The organism is Nocardia sp. SYP-A9097 (assembly GCF_009649815.1).
GTDB lineage: Bacteria > Actinomycetota > Actinomycetes > Mycobacteriales > Mycobacteriaceae > Nocardia.
In genome coordinates this window covers 30,931-44,198 of sequence record NZ_WJIC01000034.1, presented here as the reverse complement: position 1 = coordinate 44,198, position 13,268 = coordinate 30,931, and the positions used below count along the sequence as shown (strand labels likewise).

13 protein-coding genes and 1 pseudogene are annotated in these 13,268 nt (G+C 65.7%); 10 read left to right on the top strand and 4 right to left on the bottom strand.

The window, feature by feature from the left end:
* Window positions 1–62: 62 nt before the first annotated feature.
* A complete protein-coding gene (locus GFY24_RS36105) occupies window positions 63–311 on the bottom strand; it encodes a hypothetical protein (RefSeq protein ID WP_153809603.1) in 249 nt (82 codons plus the stop codon).
* A 205-nt stretch (window positions 312–516) separates the two neighbouring features.
* Window positions 517–786, bottom strand: coding sequence for a hypothetical protein (locus GFY24_RS36100; protein WP_153809602.1), 270 nt, complete (start codon window positions 784–786; stop codon window positions 517–519).
* Between the two features lie 138 nt (window positions 787–924).
* Between GFY24_RS36100 and GFY24_RS36095 the strand changes: the two genes are divergently transcribed.
* From GFY24_RS36095 to GFY24_RS36085, 3 genes are all read left to right on the top strand, one after another.
* A complete protein-coding gene (locus tag GFY24_RS36095; RefSeq protein WP_153809601.1) occupies window positions 925–1,209 on the top strand; it encodes a hypothetical protein in 285 nt (94 codons plus the stop codon).
* 111 nt (window positions 1,210–1,320) lie between these two features.
* Window positions 1,321–2,154 (top strand): acyl-CoA thioesterase domain-containing protein, encoded by an 834-nt coding sequence (locus GFY24_RS36090; protein ID WP_309231750.1) that lies wholly within the window; start codon window positions 1,321–1,323, stop codon window positions 2,152–2,154.
* 185 nt (window positions 2,155–2,339) lie between these two features.
* Window positions 2,340–3,713, top strand: a complete 1,374-nt coding sequence (locus GFY24_RS36085) for a lipase family protein (RefSeq protein ID WP_228566983.1) — start codon at window positions 2,340–2,342, stop codon at window positions 3,711–3,713.
* Window positions 3,714–3,908: 195 nt separating this feature from the next.
* On the opposite strand, the gene GFY24_RS36080 is transcribed toward GFY24_RS36085, so the two are convergent.
* The gene (locus tag GFY24_RS36080) at window positions 3,909–5,459 is read right to left on the bottom strand and encodes an acyl-CoA carboxylase subunit beta (protein ID WP_153809600.1); all 1,551 of its coding nucleotides are present in this window, start codon (window positions 5,457–5,459) and stop codon (window positions 3,909–3,911) included.
* Between the two features lie 193 nt (window positions 5,460–5,652).
* Between GFY24_RS36080 and GFY24_RS36075 the strand changes: the two genes are divergently transcribed.
* From GFY24_RS36075 to GFY24_RS36065, 3 genes are all read left to right on the top strand, one after another.
* Window positions 5,653–7,020: an AarF/ABC1/UbiB kinase family protein gene (locus GFY24_RS36075; protein WP_153809631.1), complete on the top strand. Its 1,368-nt coding sequence runs from the start codon at window positions 5,653–5,655 to the stop codon at window positions 7,018–7,020.
* Between the two features lie 37 nt (window positions 7,021–7,057).
* Window positions 7,058–8,077, top strand: coding sequence for an alpha/beta hydrolase family protein (locus tag GFY24_RS36070; protein ID WP_153809599.1), 1,020 nt, complete (start codon window positions 7,058–7,060; stop codon window positions 8,075–8,077).
* 96 nt (window positions 8,078–8,173) lie between these two features.
* A complete protein-coding gene (locus tag GFY24_RS36065) occupies window positions 8,174–11,353 on the top strand; it encodes a carboxyl transferase domain-containing protein (RefSeq protein ID WP_153809598.1) in 3,180 nt (1,059 codons plus the stop codon).
* Here GFY24_RS36065 and GFY24_RS36060 read toward each other — a convergent pair.
* Complete coding sequence (locus GFY24_RS36060) at window positions 11,337–11,690, bottom strand: hypothetical protein (RefSeq protein ID WP_153809597.1); 354 nt, start codon at window positions 11,688–11,690, stop codon at window positions 11,337–11,339. The two genes, GFY24_RS36065 and GFY24_RS36060, sit on opposite strands and share 17 nt — an antisense overlap.
* Before the next feature lie 22 nt (window positions 11,691–11,712).
* On the opposite strand from GFY24_RS36060, the gene GFY24_RS36055 reads away from it, so the two are divergent.
* The 4 genes and pseudogenes from GFY24_RS36055 (at window position 11,713) to GFY24_RS36045 (ending at window position 13,261) form a co-directional block, all read left to right on the top strand.
* Window positions 11,713–12,576 carry a transposase gene (locus GFY24_RS36055; RefSeq protein ID WP_309231748.1) on the top strand — a complete coding sequence of 288 codons (864 nt, stop codon included), beginning with the start codon at window positions 11,713–11,715 and terminating at the stop codon, window positions 12,574–12,576.
* Window positions 12,510–12,674, top strand: a complete 165-nt coding sequence (locus GFY24_RS43925; RefSeq protein WP_375336154.1) for a zinc ribbon domain-containing protein — start codon at window positions 12,510–12,512, stop codon at window positions 12,672–12,674. Before GFY24_RS36055 ends, GFY24_RS43925 begins: the two co-directional genes overlap by 67 nt.
* A 129-nt stretch (window positions 12,675–12,803) precedes the next feature.
* Window positions 12,804–13,124, top strand: a pseudogene (locus GFY24_RS36050) (alkane 1-monooxygenase); the annotation flags it as partial.
* On the top strand, window positions 13,124–13,261 hold the full coding sequence (locus GFY24_RS36045; RefSeq protein ID WP_153809596.1) for a rubredoxin: 138 nt from the start codon (window positions 13,124–13,126) through the stop codon (window positions 13,259–13,261). The pseudogene GFY24_RS36050 and the gene GFY24_RS36045, both read left to right, overlap by 1 nt.
* Window positions 13,262–13,268: the final 7 nt, after the last annotated feature.

Below are 13,268 nucleotides of genomic sequence, written 5' to 3'. Positions count from 1 at the left end.
GCTGTGGGGCCCCGGGCGGGGCCCCTATCAGCTTGTGCCGGGCTTTTTACTACGACGCTGATCTATTGCCTGATAAAGCTGGAAGCGATACGCCAGAACGCCTCCGGCTGCATCATGTGCAGATCCCAGTCGTTCACCATCGCATGCGCGGTGGTGACTATTCGCTCGATATCAAAATCATACCGAGTGGCCGCTCCAGTCGATTCGACCTGATGAATGACGAAAGCGGTTGCCGTCTCATGCGAGCAGGATTGCTCCGGCCGGGTTCTTTCGGCAAACCCGAGTCGGCTGAGGTTGATTGGCTGATTCATTAGAACGCCCCTGATGCCAAGCCGAGGGTTAAAACCGATGGCGCGGAATCGCCGGTGATCCACCGCTCGGCTCCCTGGTTGTCCCCTACGGTGCCTTGCCACCTGAGTCTATGACCGTGCTCCGCGCAGATGCAAGTGCATCTGCAACCTCGAATATGTAGGGCCAGCAGGGATTTCAGGATGCTATAAGTTTGCGAGCTACCTTTTATCGGAGCCCATCCGAGCGTTCACGCTCATCGCCCAGGCCCTGCAAACGCCGTTGTTCAGCGACTTCGAGCGATATTCCGGCCCAAAGGCACGTGATACTGGCCAGGCCGATCACAATCGCCCAGCCCAGCAGACCATATCCGGCGACGGTCATAGCGAGTGCCACCGCCACGATTCCAATGGTGGCCAGGGCCAAGCCCAGGCCATTGGGCTCGGTCTCATTGCGGAGCCGCCCGGCGGAATTCTCCCATTCGGCAGTCATCGTCACAGCCCTTCCCGCGCCGCCCTCGCGCGGCCGATATCGCTTGCATACCCGCACGGGCACAGGTCAATCACGGCGGTTGCGGTGAGCCGATTTTCGGTGATCATGTGCGGCCGCGGGTGGCTTTGCGGCACACTGGATTTCATGACCGATCCACGCAGCCTGGAGGCCCGTCGCGCCGAACTGCTGCGCGAGCTGGCCGCGCTGCGTGCGCATATCGCCGAATTGCGCGCCGACTACGGCGCACTCGCGGACTCGGGCATGCTCGTCGATACCGACGGTATTGCCGCGCTGCTCACGCCCGGGCGCTGTATCGCCGGCGCGCGGGAGGTCTTCGAGGAGGCCGAGATCGAACTCGCCGCCGCGGCGGACGCGGTCGAGCGGGCGGGCGTATTCACCACCCGGCTACGCCCGGTCCTGCTGGACTGAGCTGTGGGAAATGCCACCGTGCGGTAGCGGGACGGCGTATTGAAACAGGTTCCAATCGTATGTTAGGTCTGGGAGCAGTGGTTTGATCAACTGAACTGGACAGGTGGACCCGTGGTGGAATTGCCCGCGTATTTCGACGAGGTGGATGGCGGCTTCGAGCCCACGGCTTTCGCCGCCAGTCAATGGTCCTCGGCGCAGCTCGTCGGACCCGCGCTGTGTGGGCTGATGGCCCGGGAGCTGGAGCGCGAACACGCCACCGACGGTTTCGTCCCCGTCCGCCTGACCGTGGACATGTTCAGTGCCGCCCGCTTCGAGCACACCACCACGCCGATGGTCCGGGTGCGCGACGGTAAGCGCATTCGCGTCGCGGACGTCATGGTGATGCAGGGCGGCACGATGGCCGCGCGCGCCTCGGCGGTACTGCTGCGGCCCTCGGAACAGCCGCCAGGTGAGCTCTGGCAGCGCGAATTCGAGCCGCGGCCGCCCGCGCTCGATATCGCGCCCCCGTCGCCGCTGCCGCAGATTCCGCTCTTCAACAGCGACGGCAATCCGGGGCAGTGGTCCTCGGTGCCCACCGAGCACGAGAACGCCACCCGTAAGCGCACCTGGCAGAACCCGATTCGGGTGATCACGGGGGAGGAGCTGTCGCCCTTCACCCGCACCGCGGTGGTCGGCGAGGCCGCCAGCATGATGACCAACTGGGGTGACGCGGGCATCGGATTCATCAATACCGATATGACACTTGCCCTTTCGCGCATGCCGCAGGGTTATGAGATCGGTGTGGAGGCGGACAGCCACTTCAGCGAGCGCGGTATGGCGGTCGGGGTGGCCACCCTGTTCGACCGGCTCGGCCCCTTCGGTAGCGCGATGGTCACCTCGGTCTCCAATGCCGCGCGCCAGATCAGCAGCGCGCAACTCGATGCGGTCATGATCGCGCGCAGCTGAAGGCCGTACTACGGCGGCGTTTCGAACGCCCCGCATCCCCGTAGCAATCGTGTCGGGCCGACGACACGCAAGACGCGTTCGGCACAGTGTGGTCTCGATGCGGCTTCGAACAGGGCATGGCGGGGTGCCGCCATCACCGCTGGGTCTACGCTCGCCAAACCGCTGTATCCGCGTGGGGGGCTGCCTTGCTCTATTTTCGGCGAATTCTCGCCGCCGTCTTGATGATCGGCGGATTCGCAGGGTTTGCGCATGCCCAGACGACCGATCCGCAACCCTCCGGCGCGTCGGTGTCCGGGCTGCTGCCCGCCTTCCAGCAGTGGGTCGACGCGGTGGTGCCGTCGCCGGCACTGCCCAATGCGCCCGACACACCCCTGGTGGACGCGGGCGGGCTCGCACCCGGCCTGGCCGCCCTGCGCGCCGGCACCCTGCCCACCCCCATCGGTGATTCGTTCGTGGACGAATGGCCGGCCCGGCTGGACGATTTCGGCGCAGGACAACTCGTCGCCTGGCGCGATGTCACGGCCACGGCCGGGCCCGCGCTGATCACACCGGTGCGGCAGGTGGTCCAGCTCAAATACCGCACCACCGATTCGCACGGCGCGGCCTCCTATGCCATTGCCTCGCTGGCACTCCCGCCCGGGCAATGGACCGGGGCGGGGGAGCGACCGGTCGTGGTGAACAATCTGCCGATCAACTCGCTCGGTCGTGACTGCAATCCGAGTTACACACTGGCGCACGGGTTTTCGAGCAACACCAACCTGGCCGAGTATCTGCCGCCCACTACCCAGTTGGCGCTACTGCGCGGGTACGCGGTGCTCATCGCCGACCATGAGGGTCCGCGCATGGCGTATGCCGAACCGTTCGTGGCCGGGCATGCCGTACTGGACGCCATCCGCGCCGTACGCGGTTCCATGCCGAAGGAGTTCGGGGAGAGCCGATTCGGCATGGTCGGGTACTCGGGCGGGGCCATTGCGACCAAGGGTGCGGTCAAGCTGATGGCCGATTACGCGCCCGAGCTGGTCGATGTGGTGGTCGGGGCGGCCATGGGTGGCGTACCCGCCGATTACGAGATCCTCTCGCGCAGTATGAACGCCAATCTGGCATCGGGGGTGTTCATGGCGGCCACCTTCGCCATCGGCCGGGAGCGTCCCGAGATTCTGGCGCATATGAACCATCTCGCGCAGTGGGTGGCGGTGATCATGAAGGACACCTGTATGGATTCCTACGGTATCCCGGGCATATTGCAGCTGCCTATTGATATCGCCGCGAACTTCCCGGATCCGCTGCACAGCCAGCTGGCCGAGGAGGTGTATCGGGTGACGCGGATGGACGGGATGAAATCGCCTGTGCCGCTGTACATCTACAACGGCGCACAGGAGTTCTGGATACCGTCGGCGGGCGCGGAGAACCTCTATGCCGAACAGTGCGCGCTCGGGGTGACCGTGGTCTACCGCAGCGTGGCCGGCGAGCACATAGTCGCCGCCTTCACCGGCTTCCCGGAATCCCTGATATGGCTGGACCAAAGACTCCGCGGCGAACCCGCGCCCAACGAATGCTGAACCAGCCCAACTGATTTGCGGCGCCGGCGAGTGCGGGGAGACAGGTCCCCACCCATACGAATGTTGAACCAGCCCAACGAATGTTGAACCAGCCCAACCGATTTCCCGCGCGGCGGTGACGGCCGGAGGCAGGTCCCCCACCCATTTCACTCCTCTTGCCCCGGCCATCACGGCCGGGGCAAGGTCGTCTTCACCTCACATCGGGAAGAGGTTGTGCTTGCGCGGGTTGTGCTTGCGCACCGCACCCTTGTCGCGCAGCAGCTGCAGTGCCTTGCGGATCTCCAGGCGGGTCGCGGACGGCTCGATGACCGCGTCGATGTACCCGCGCTCGGCCGCCGTCCACGGGGTGGCGACGGTGGCGTTGTAGAAGTCGATCATGCCCTGCCGCACCGCTTCTCGATCCTCGGGCGCGGCTGCCTCGATCTGGCGCTTGCCCACGATCGGGATCATGGATTCCGCGCCCATGACCGCCAGTCGCGCGGTCGGCCACGCGAGGGAGATATCCGCGCCGAGCTGCTTGCAGCCCATCACCGCATACCCGCCGCCGTACGCCTTACGGGTGACGATGGTGACGATCGGCACGGTCGCCTCGATGAGCGCGCGGAACATGCGCCCGCCGCGCTTGATGACGTGATTGCGCTCCTCGTCCACGCCCGGCAGCACGCCCGGGGTGTCGACCACATAGACCAGCGGCAGATTGAACGCGTCGCAGAGCCGGATGAAGTGCGCGGCCTTGTCCGAGCAGGCGGCGTCGAGCGCACCGCCGAGTACGAGCGGCTGATTGGCGATCACGCCGATCGGCCGGCCGTCGACACGCGCGAACCCGGTAATGAGATTCGCGGAGGTCTTCTCGCTGATCTCATGGAATTCGCCGTCATCGAAGATGCGCAGCAGCACCTCGTGCATGTCGTAGCCGACCTTGTCGGCATCGGGCATGAGCTTGTCCAGCTGCCGGTCGCTCTCGGTGAGCTCGGGCTCCAGACCGGGATTGATCACCGGCGGCTGCTCCAGGCAGCTGGTCGGCAGGTAGCTCAGGTAGTCGCGCACCCACTTGTAGGCCTCGACCTCGGTCTTGGCGACGTGATGCACGGTGCCGTTCTGCTCGAGCGCCCGCGCGCCACCCAGCTCCTCGGCGGTGACGATCGAACCGGTCACGGCCCGGATGACCTCGGGACCGGTGACGAACATGTACGAATCCTCGGTCGCCACCAGGACGTCCATATTGATCGGCCCGTACACCGAACCGGCCGCGCACTTGCCGAGCATGACCGCGACCATCGGCACGTACCCGGAGAGGTCCTCCTGCAGCTTGCACATGATGGCGTACCAGGCCAGCGAGGCGACGCCGTCCTGAATGCGCGCGCCGCCGGAGTCGTTGATGCAGACCACCGGGCAGGCATTGTTGTAGGCGAAGTCCATGACCGCGCGCACCCGCCGGCCGAACATCTCACTGACCGATCCGCCGTACACGGTCTGATCGTGCGAGATGACCACGACGGGACGGCTGTCGATATAGCCGCGACCGGTGACCACGCCGTCGCCGTAGTAGGCGTTGGAGTTACCGGGCTGGCGAATCAGCGCGCCCATCTCGACGAAGGTGCCCGGGTCCAGCAGCATCTGCGCGCGTTCTCGGGCGCTCGGAATGCCCTTGGCGCGCCGCTTGGCGATGCCCTTCTCGCCCGAAGGTTCTTCGGCGATCTCCAGGAGCTTGCGCAGTTCCGCGAGCTTCTCCGCTGTACCCGTCATTACGTCGGTCTTGCCTTTCGCGTTCATTTGTTCGGGCCGGATCGCAGCCCGGTCTGGCCGGATCACGGCTCAACCCGCCACGGTACCTGGCATAGCGGGGTCCCAACCACCGAACGCCTCGGTAACCTGTGCCGGGCACCACAGCGGACCAACCGGCTGGGACAGAGATACACTGCGCCCCGTGAGCTCACCGATGACAGTGCGGGCGGGGGCGCCCGAGGTGATCCGGCCGGACCTGGATACGTTCGGGTTCTCCGAATTGCGGCGAACGGCGATCGTGGGTGCGGTACTGGGCGGATCGGTCACGCGCAGCGTGCTGACCGGCGGTCTGCGCAAGGCCAAGCGTAAGCGCGCGGTCGCCGAGGGCGTGGTGAACGGTCTCGAAGCGCTCGGCCCGATGTTCGTGAAACTGGGACAGTTGATCGCCTCCTCGCCGGGTGCGTTCCCGCGCGAACTCGCCGATGCCTGCCTGCGCTGCCTGGACGATATGAGCCCGTTCCCGTCGGCGGATGCGCGCGCGATTATCGAAGCCGATCTGGGCAAGCCGATCTCGGAGCTGTTCGCGTCCTTCGATGATGAACCGCTCTCGGCGGCGTCCATCGCCCAGGTGCACGCCTGCGTGCTGCTCGACGGCCGGGACGCGGTGGTGAAGGTACAGCGGCCCGAGATCGCCCGGCGCATGATCGTGGATCTGCGCGCGGCCATGAAACTGGCTCGGGCACTGGAGAAGCGCTCGGAGAACGCGCGAGTCGCCAACGCGCAGGCCGTGGTTCGCGATCTGTACGAGGCGACCGTGGCCGAACTGAATTTTCTCGTCGAGGCCGATAATCAGACCCGCGCCCGGGCGAACCTGGCGGCGTTCGGCGACAACACCAATGTGGCTGTGCCCGAGGTCTATTGGGAGCACTGCGGTCCGCGCGTACTGTGCATGGAACGCATGCGCGGGATGCCGCTGGATCGCTTCGACGATATCCGCGAGGTGCATCCGGATCCCGAACTGCTGATCCGCCGTCTGGTCAAGGCGTGGATGGAATCGGTTGCGGTGCATGGGCTTTTCCACGGCGATGTGCACGCCGGCAATCTCTGGCTGCTCGACGACGGCCGAGTCGCCATGCTGGACTTCGGCATTGTCGGCCGTATGGAGACCGAATGGCGTGAGTTCGTGCGAGCGCTGTTCTACGCCAGCGCTATCGACAACGACTTCCGCCCGGTGGCCCGTGCGCTGCGCAAACTGGATCTGGTCGCCGATGACAGTGGTGACGATGCCACCATCGGCCGTCAGCTCGCGGTGGCGCTGGGCCCGGTGCTCTCGGGCAGTCTCGACAAGCTCGATTTGGGCCTGGTCGCGGCCCGTCTGCTCGAATTCGGTAAGCGCCGTGGGGCTTCCGGTCCGGAGCAATTGATCATGATGGGGAAACAACTCGGCTACTTCGAGCGATATGCCGTGGCGTTGGCCCCCGGCTGGCGGCTTGGCCGAGACCTGTTCCTGTTCCGTAATGTCTTCCCGAATGAAGTAGCCACCAAGATCGCCGAGGAAGGCACCGAGCTACCCGTCGACTGACGGGAGCGGTGACCACTGGATTGGATTTGACTGTTCGATGAAGCTCTCCGCACTACGCAGCTCGTCTGTTCTCCGGACTACCGCTGTGGCACTCACCGCGGCACTGTCCATGGCCATGATCGGGACCTCCGCTTCGGCGGAGCCCGCGAAGCCCTCGGCGATCAGCTCGATCACCAAGGATGGCCGCACCTGGCATATGAAGGTGTACTCGGCGGCCATGGGCAAGGACATCACCGTCGATGTGCAGCGCCCGCTCGACGAGTCCACACCCGCGCCGAACCTGTACATGCTCAATGGTCTCGATGGCGGTGAGGGCACGGCGAATTGGAAGGCCCAGACCAAGGCCATCGAATGGCTGGCCGATAAGCCGGTCAATGTCATTCAGCCGATCGGCGGGCTGGGTAGCTATTACACCGATTGGGAGAAGGCCGATCCCAAGCTGGGCTTGAACAAGTGGCGTACCTTCTTCACCGAGGAGCTGCCGCCGCTGCTGGATGACGCGCTGCACTCCACCGGCCTGAACGCACTGACCGGTCTGTCGACCTCGGGCACCTCGGTGCTGCAACTGGCCGAGGCCAAGCCCGGACTGTGGAAGTCGGTCGCCGCGTACAGCGGTTGCGCTCAGATCGCCGATCCGGCCGGTAAGCAGTTCGTGAAGCTGGCCACCGAAACCTGGGCCGGTGGCAATACCGAGAATATGTACGGCCCGAGCGACAGCCCGCTGTGGGCGGCCAACGATCCGGTCCTCAATGCCGAGAAGCTGCGTGGCACACTGCTTTACGTCTCCAGCGGCAGCGGTATCCCGCTCGCGTCCGACGTCCAGTACTACCTGGGCAGCGCGCCCGGCGTCATGGGCGGCATCAACCTCGGCCTGGGCATGATCATCGAGGGCGCGGTCAACGCCTGCACCGCCAACCTCAAGACCCGTCTGGAGGGCCTGGACATCCCGGCCACCTACCAGTTCAACCCGGTGGGCACGCACTACTGGCCGTACTGGGATGAGGCCCTGCACAACTCCTGGCCGATCCTGGCTCAGGGCATGGGTATCCCCGCCTGATTTTCTCCAACGTGCATGTAATGGCGCGGGTAAACGTCGAGAAGACGCCTGCGCCATTACATGCACGTTTTGTTTGGCGGCTGCGAGGATGGCGGGATGTACGTCGTCGTAGCTAATCGGGGTGAGGTGGCTGTCCGGGTTGTCCGGAGTGCTCGGGAGTGCGGGTACGCCACACTCGCGATGCACACCGGGGACGAGGGCGAGGCCATGGCCGCGCGACTTGCCGATGAGGCGGTGCGGCTGCCCGGGGTGGGGGCCCGCGCTTACCTGGATGTTGATGAGGTGGTGGCCGCCGCGCGTAAAGCGGGGGATGGGCCGCTGGTGCATCCAGGGTACGGATTCCTCAGTGAGAGTGCCGAATTCGCTACCGCGTGCGCTGCTGCGGGGCTGGTATTCGTGGGGCCTTCACCCGAGGTGCTGCGATTGTTCGGCGATAAGGTTGCGGCGCGGGCGGCGGCCGAAGTGGCTGGGGTACCGGTGATTCCGGCGACCACCGGTATGACGTCGGTGGAGCGGATCGCGGAATTGCTTGCGGCGCATCCGGATGGCGTCATGGTGAAGGCCGCCGCGGGTGGCGGGGGTCGCGGTATGCGGGTGGTGCGTGACGCCGCCGAGCTGGCCGAGGCGTATGAGCGCTGCCGGGCGGAGGCCCTGGCCGGATTCGGCGATGACAGCGTGTATGCCGAGGCGCTGGTGACCGAGGCTCGGCATATCGAGGTGCAGATCATTGCCGATGGCGGGCGAGCGATCGCGATCGGGGATCGCGATTGCAGTGTGCAACGGCGGCAGCAGAAGCTCATCGAGGTCGCGCCCGCGCCGAACCTCGCTGCGGGAGTGCGGGAACGGCTGTATGAGCAGGCCGTGCGGCTGGCCGAGTCGGTGCGCTGCCGGGGTGTTGTCACGGTCGAATTCCTGGTGCGTGGCACGGAATCCTGGTTCCTCGAGGTGAATCCGAGGTTGCAGGTCGAGCACACCATCACCGAGGAGGTGACCGGGCTGGATCTGGTGGCGATTCAACTGGAGTTGGCGCGCGGGCGCGGTCTCGCCGAGCTCGAACTGCCGCCGGTCGCGCCGCGCGGATATGCGGTGCAGGTGCGGGTGAATGCCGAAATCGTCACCGCCGGTGGGGAAGTGCTGCCGAGTACGGGAACGCTGACGCAGTTCGCCGCGCCGACCGGAGTGGGTGTGCGGGTGGATACCGCCGCCGGAATCGGTCTGCGGCAGGACGCCCGATTCGATTCTCTGCTGGCCAAGATCATCGCGCGTGGGCCGACCTATCCGGCGGCGGTACGCCGGGCGGCGGATGCCCTGGCCGAGACGGTGATCGCCGGTGTCGAAACCAATCTGGCCGTGCAACGGGCGGTGCTCGACGAGCTCGTCGCCGCGACTCCGGTCTCGACCTCGTGGTATGAGCGGCAGGTGCGCGAATTCGTCGTCAAGGCAGCGGATTACGCCCCGGTGCTCCATGCCGTCCCGGATGCGGTCGCCTCGGTGGACACCGTGGAGCTTGCCGCCGACGAGCAAGCCCTGCGCTCACCGATGGGCGGCACCGTGGTCTCGCTGGTCGAGCCCGGTACGGTCGTGGCCGCGGGTACGGAAGTTGTTGTGCTGGAGGCGATGAAGATGCAGCACGTCCTGCGCGCCGAACAGTCGCTGCGGGTGCTGCGCCATCTGATCGAGCCGGGTGCGGTGATCGACCCGCATGCGCCCCTGTTGGTTTGGATCGAGGCGGATCACGACGGCGAGGGCGTCGAGAGCGCCGTTATCGACCTGGATACGATTCGCCCCGATCTCGCGGAGGTGCTCGCCCGCCATCGCGTGGGACTCGACGAATCCCGGCCCGAAGCGGTCGCCAAACGACATCGCCTGGGCCGCCGCACCGCTCGCGAGAACATCACCGATCTGGTCGACGATGACAGCTTCCTGGAATACGGCGGCCTGGCCGTGGCGGCGCAGCGATTGCGCCGCAGCTCGGAGGATTTGATCGCCAATACCCCCGCCGACGGTCTGATCGCGGGCGTGGCCACGATCAATGCCGATCGCTTCGGCGCGGAACGAACCCGGGCCGTGGTCATGTCCTACGACTACACCGTGCTGGCGGGCACCCAGGGCATGCGCAATCACGCCAAGACCGACCGCATGCTGGAACTGGCTCACACACAACAGCTTCCGGTGATCTTCTGCACCGAGGGCGGCGGCGGTCGCCCGGGAGATACGGATTACCCCGGTATCTCCGGCCTGGACGTCACCACCTTCCGTGCCATGGGCGCACTCTCCGGCCACGTCCCCCTCATCGGCATAGTCTCGGGCCGCTGCTTCGCCGGAAACGCCGCCCTGCTCGGCATGTGCGATGTGGTCATCGCCACCCCCGATGCCAATATCGGCATGGGTGGCCCCGCCATGATCGAGGGCGGCGGCCTCGGCGTCTACGCCCCCGAGGACATCGGCCCGATCGAGGTGCAGCGCCGAAATGGCGTGGTGCACATAGTCGCCGCCGATGAGGCCGAGGCGATGTCGATCGCGCGGCACTATCTCTCCTACTTCCAGGGCGCCCAATCCGATTGGACCGCCCCGGATCCCCGCCTCTCCCGCCACATCATCCCCGAGGATCGCCTGCGCGCCTTCGATATTCGCGCCGCCATCGAATCCATCGCAGATATGGATTCGATCCTGGAACTCCGCCGCGACTGGGCGACAGGCATTGTCACCGCGCTGATCCGAGTGGAAGGCCGCCCCTACGGCCTCATCGCCAACAATTGCCACCACCTCGGCGGCGCCATAGACGCCCCCGCCGCCGACAAACTCAGCGCCTTCCTGCGACTCTGCGACGCCCACCACCTCCCGGTCGTATCCCTCTGCGACACACCGGGTTTCATGGTTGGTCCGGAAGCGGAAACCCACGCCACGGTAACCAAATTCAGCCGCCTCTTCATAGACGCCGCCGCCCTGACCGTCCCCTGGGGCACCATCATCCTGCGCAAGGGCTACGGCCTGGGCGCACAAGCCATGGCAGCAGGCTCCTTCCGCGCCCCCACTTTCGTAATAGCCTGGCCCACAGGCGAAATCGGTGGCATGGGCCTGGAAGGCGCGGTCCGTCTCGGCTTTGCCAAAGAACTGGCCGCCATCGAAGACCCCATCACCCGCCAAACCACCTTCGACAACCTCGTCCAACTCGCCTACGCCAGCGGCAAAGCCCTCACCGCGGCCACCGTCCTCGAACTCGACGACGTCATAGACCCCGCCGACACCCGCCGCTGGATCACCACCCTGCGTTAGCGAGTGCGGGGGTGGTCACCGCGATGATCTGGTCGACGGCACGGTCGATCGGGGCGGTGGGCTGGAAGAGGTGGCTGAGGGCAAGGCGGACAAGGGTTTCCGTCGAAGCGGCGAGATCGGTATCGGATAGTCCAGGGAGCTGGTATTGGGCGCGGATCATCGCGCCGACCGCCGTGATGGCGCGGCCGAGGACCGGTTCGGGCTCGGTCATCAGGACCGGGAGCAGGGCGGTGTCGGGGACGGTGCGGCCGGACAGCGACGCCTCCCACAGCGTGTTGTCCATGCCGGTGCGCGGCGTGTATCGGACCGCTTGCCGGATATCGTCATGTTCGGTCATGAACCATTGCTAGCATCGCGACGTGCAGCTACGACACAACGTCCGCCTGTACCCCACTGGGGGGCAACAGCAGTCGTTGGCGAGGGCGTTCGGGTGCGCGCGGGTGGTCTTCAATGATGCGGTCGCAGCGCGGGAATCGGCGCGCCGATCTGGGCTGCCGTATCCGACCGATAGCGAACTGTCGAGACTGCTGACCGAGGCGAAGAGGACGCCGGAGCGGGCGTGGCTAGCTGAGGTGTCGTCCGTGGTGTTGCAACAAGCCGTGGCCGATGCGAATGCCGCGTACCGCAACTTCTTCGCCTCGCTTACTGGTAAACGCAAGGGTCCCAGGATCGGACTGCCCCGGTTCCGGTCCCGTAAGGACAACCGGCAGTCGATCCGATTCACCAAGAACGCTCGGTTCGCGATCACCCCGGGTGGCAAGTTGCGGTTGCCGAAAATTGGAGACGTGTCGGTGCGTTGGTCGCGAGAGCTGCCCTCGGCCCCGCCCTCCGTGACAGTGATTAAGGATGCGGCTGGCCGGTATTTCGCGTCTTTTGTCGTCGAGGTGACTGATGTGCCGCTGCCGCCACGTGATTCGGAAGTCGGAATCGACTTGGGGCTGACCACGTTCGCGGTCCTGTCCGACGGCACGCGGATCGAGTCTCCGAGGTTTCTGCGCCGGGCCGAACGCCGGTTGCGCAAGGCGCAGCGGTCGTTGTCCCGGAAGATGAAAGGCTCCAGTAACCGACGAAAGGCGCGGGTTCGAGTCGCGAAGGTACACGCCAAAGTCGCTGACACACGCCGTGATTGGGCACACGCAGTCCACGAGGATCGTCCGTGTGCGGGGTGGTCAGCGAGCCAAAACCGCTGTCGGTTCGGGAGTGGACGTGTGCGTGTGGGGTGACCCATGACCGGGATATGAATGCTGCCAAGAACATTCACGCCGCCGGGCGGGCGGAGTGGTTAAACGCCTGTGGAGGGACTGCCAGCCTTTCCGTCTAACGGAGAGCACGTCCCGGTGAAACAGGAACCCATCGAAAGCGCCCCGTGAGGGCACCGGTAGAAGTTCTGGCCGCAAGGCCAGGAGGACGTCAACTCTGGCTTTTCGGCCTGCGCCGTTAGCGCACCGCCGGAGATCGCTATGAGCGCTGCACCCCCGAGCGCAGCTGGAACTCCGATCACATTGTCACCAGTATCTTCCTGTACCACCTGTAACGGCACAGCGATCATCACGCGAATCCGACTCGGCGGTACCAGATCCTGCGCAGCATGGATGGCGCGCCGAATCTGCCCAGCGGCTACGCCGGCAGGATCACCCTGGCTTACTTCCCGCGACTGTGGCGCCGGGTGATGGATCGCCGGGTGCTGAACCACTACGACGGCGATATCACGCTGGTGAACATCCAGCCCGGTAAGCGCGAGCGTGTGCTCGCCCGGTACGGGACCCGGTGATGGCCGCCTACCGCTGCCCCGTCTGCGACTACGTCTGCGACGAGGCGAAAGGCGCTCCCCGCGAGGGCTTTCCGGCCGTTACCTCATGGTTGGCGGTACCCGACGACTGGTGCTGTCCGGACTGTGGCGTGCGCTAGAAACTCG

Bases quoted from the DNA above. Each gene is read 5' to 3' on its own strand.
- GFY24_RS36105 (WP_153809603.1), bottom strand. From the start codon at position 311: ATGAATCAGCCAATCAACCTCAGCCGACTCGGGTTTGCCGAAAGAACC.
- GFY24_RS36095 (WP_153809601.1), top strand. From the start codon at position 925: ATGACCGATCCACGCAGCCTGGAGGCCCGTCGCGCCGAACTGCTGCGC.
- GFY24_RS36080 (WP_153809600.1), bottom strand. From the start codon at position 5,459: ATGACGGGTACAGCGGAGAAGCTCGCGGAACTGCGCAAGCTCCTGGAG.
- GFY24_RS36075 (WP_153809631.1), top strand. From the start codon at position 5,653: ATGACAGTGCGGGCGGGGGCGCCCGAGGTGATCCGGCCGGACCTGGAT.
- GFY24_RS36070 (WP_153809599.1), top strand. From the start codon at position 7,058: ATGAAGCTCTCCGCACTACGCAGCTCGTCTGTTCTCCGGACTACCGCT.
- GFY24_RS36065 (WP_153809598.1), top strand. From the start codon at position 8,174: ATGTACGTCGTCGTAGCTAATCGGGGTGAGGTGGCTGTCCGGGTTGTC.
- GFY24_RS36060 (WP_153809597.1), bottom strand. From the start codon at position 11,690: ATGACCGAACATGACGATATCCGGCAAGCGGTCCGATACACGCCGCGC.
- GFY24_RS36045 (WP_153809596.1), top strand. From the start codon at position 13,124: ATGGCCGCCTACCGCTGCCCCGTCTGCGACTACGTCTGCGACGAGGCG.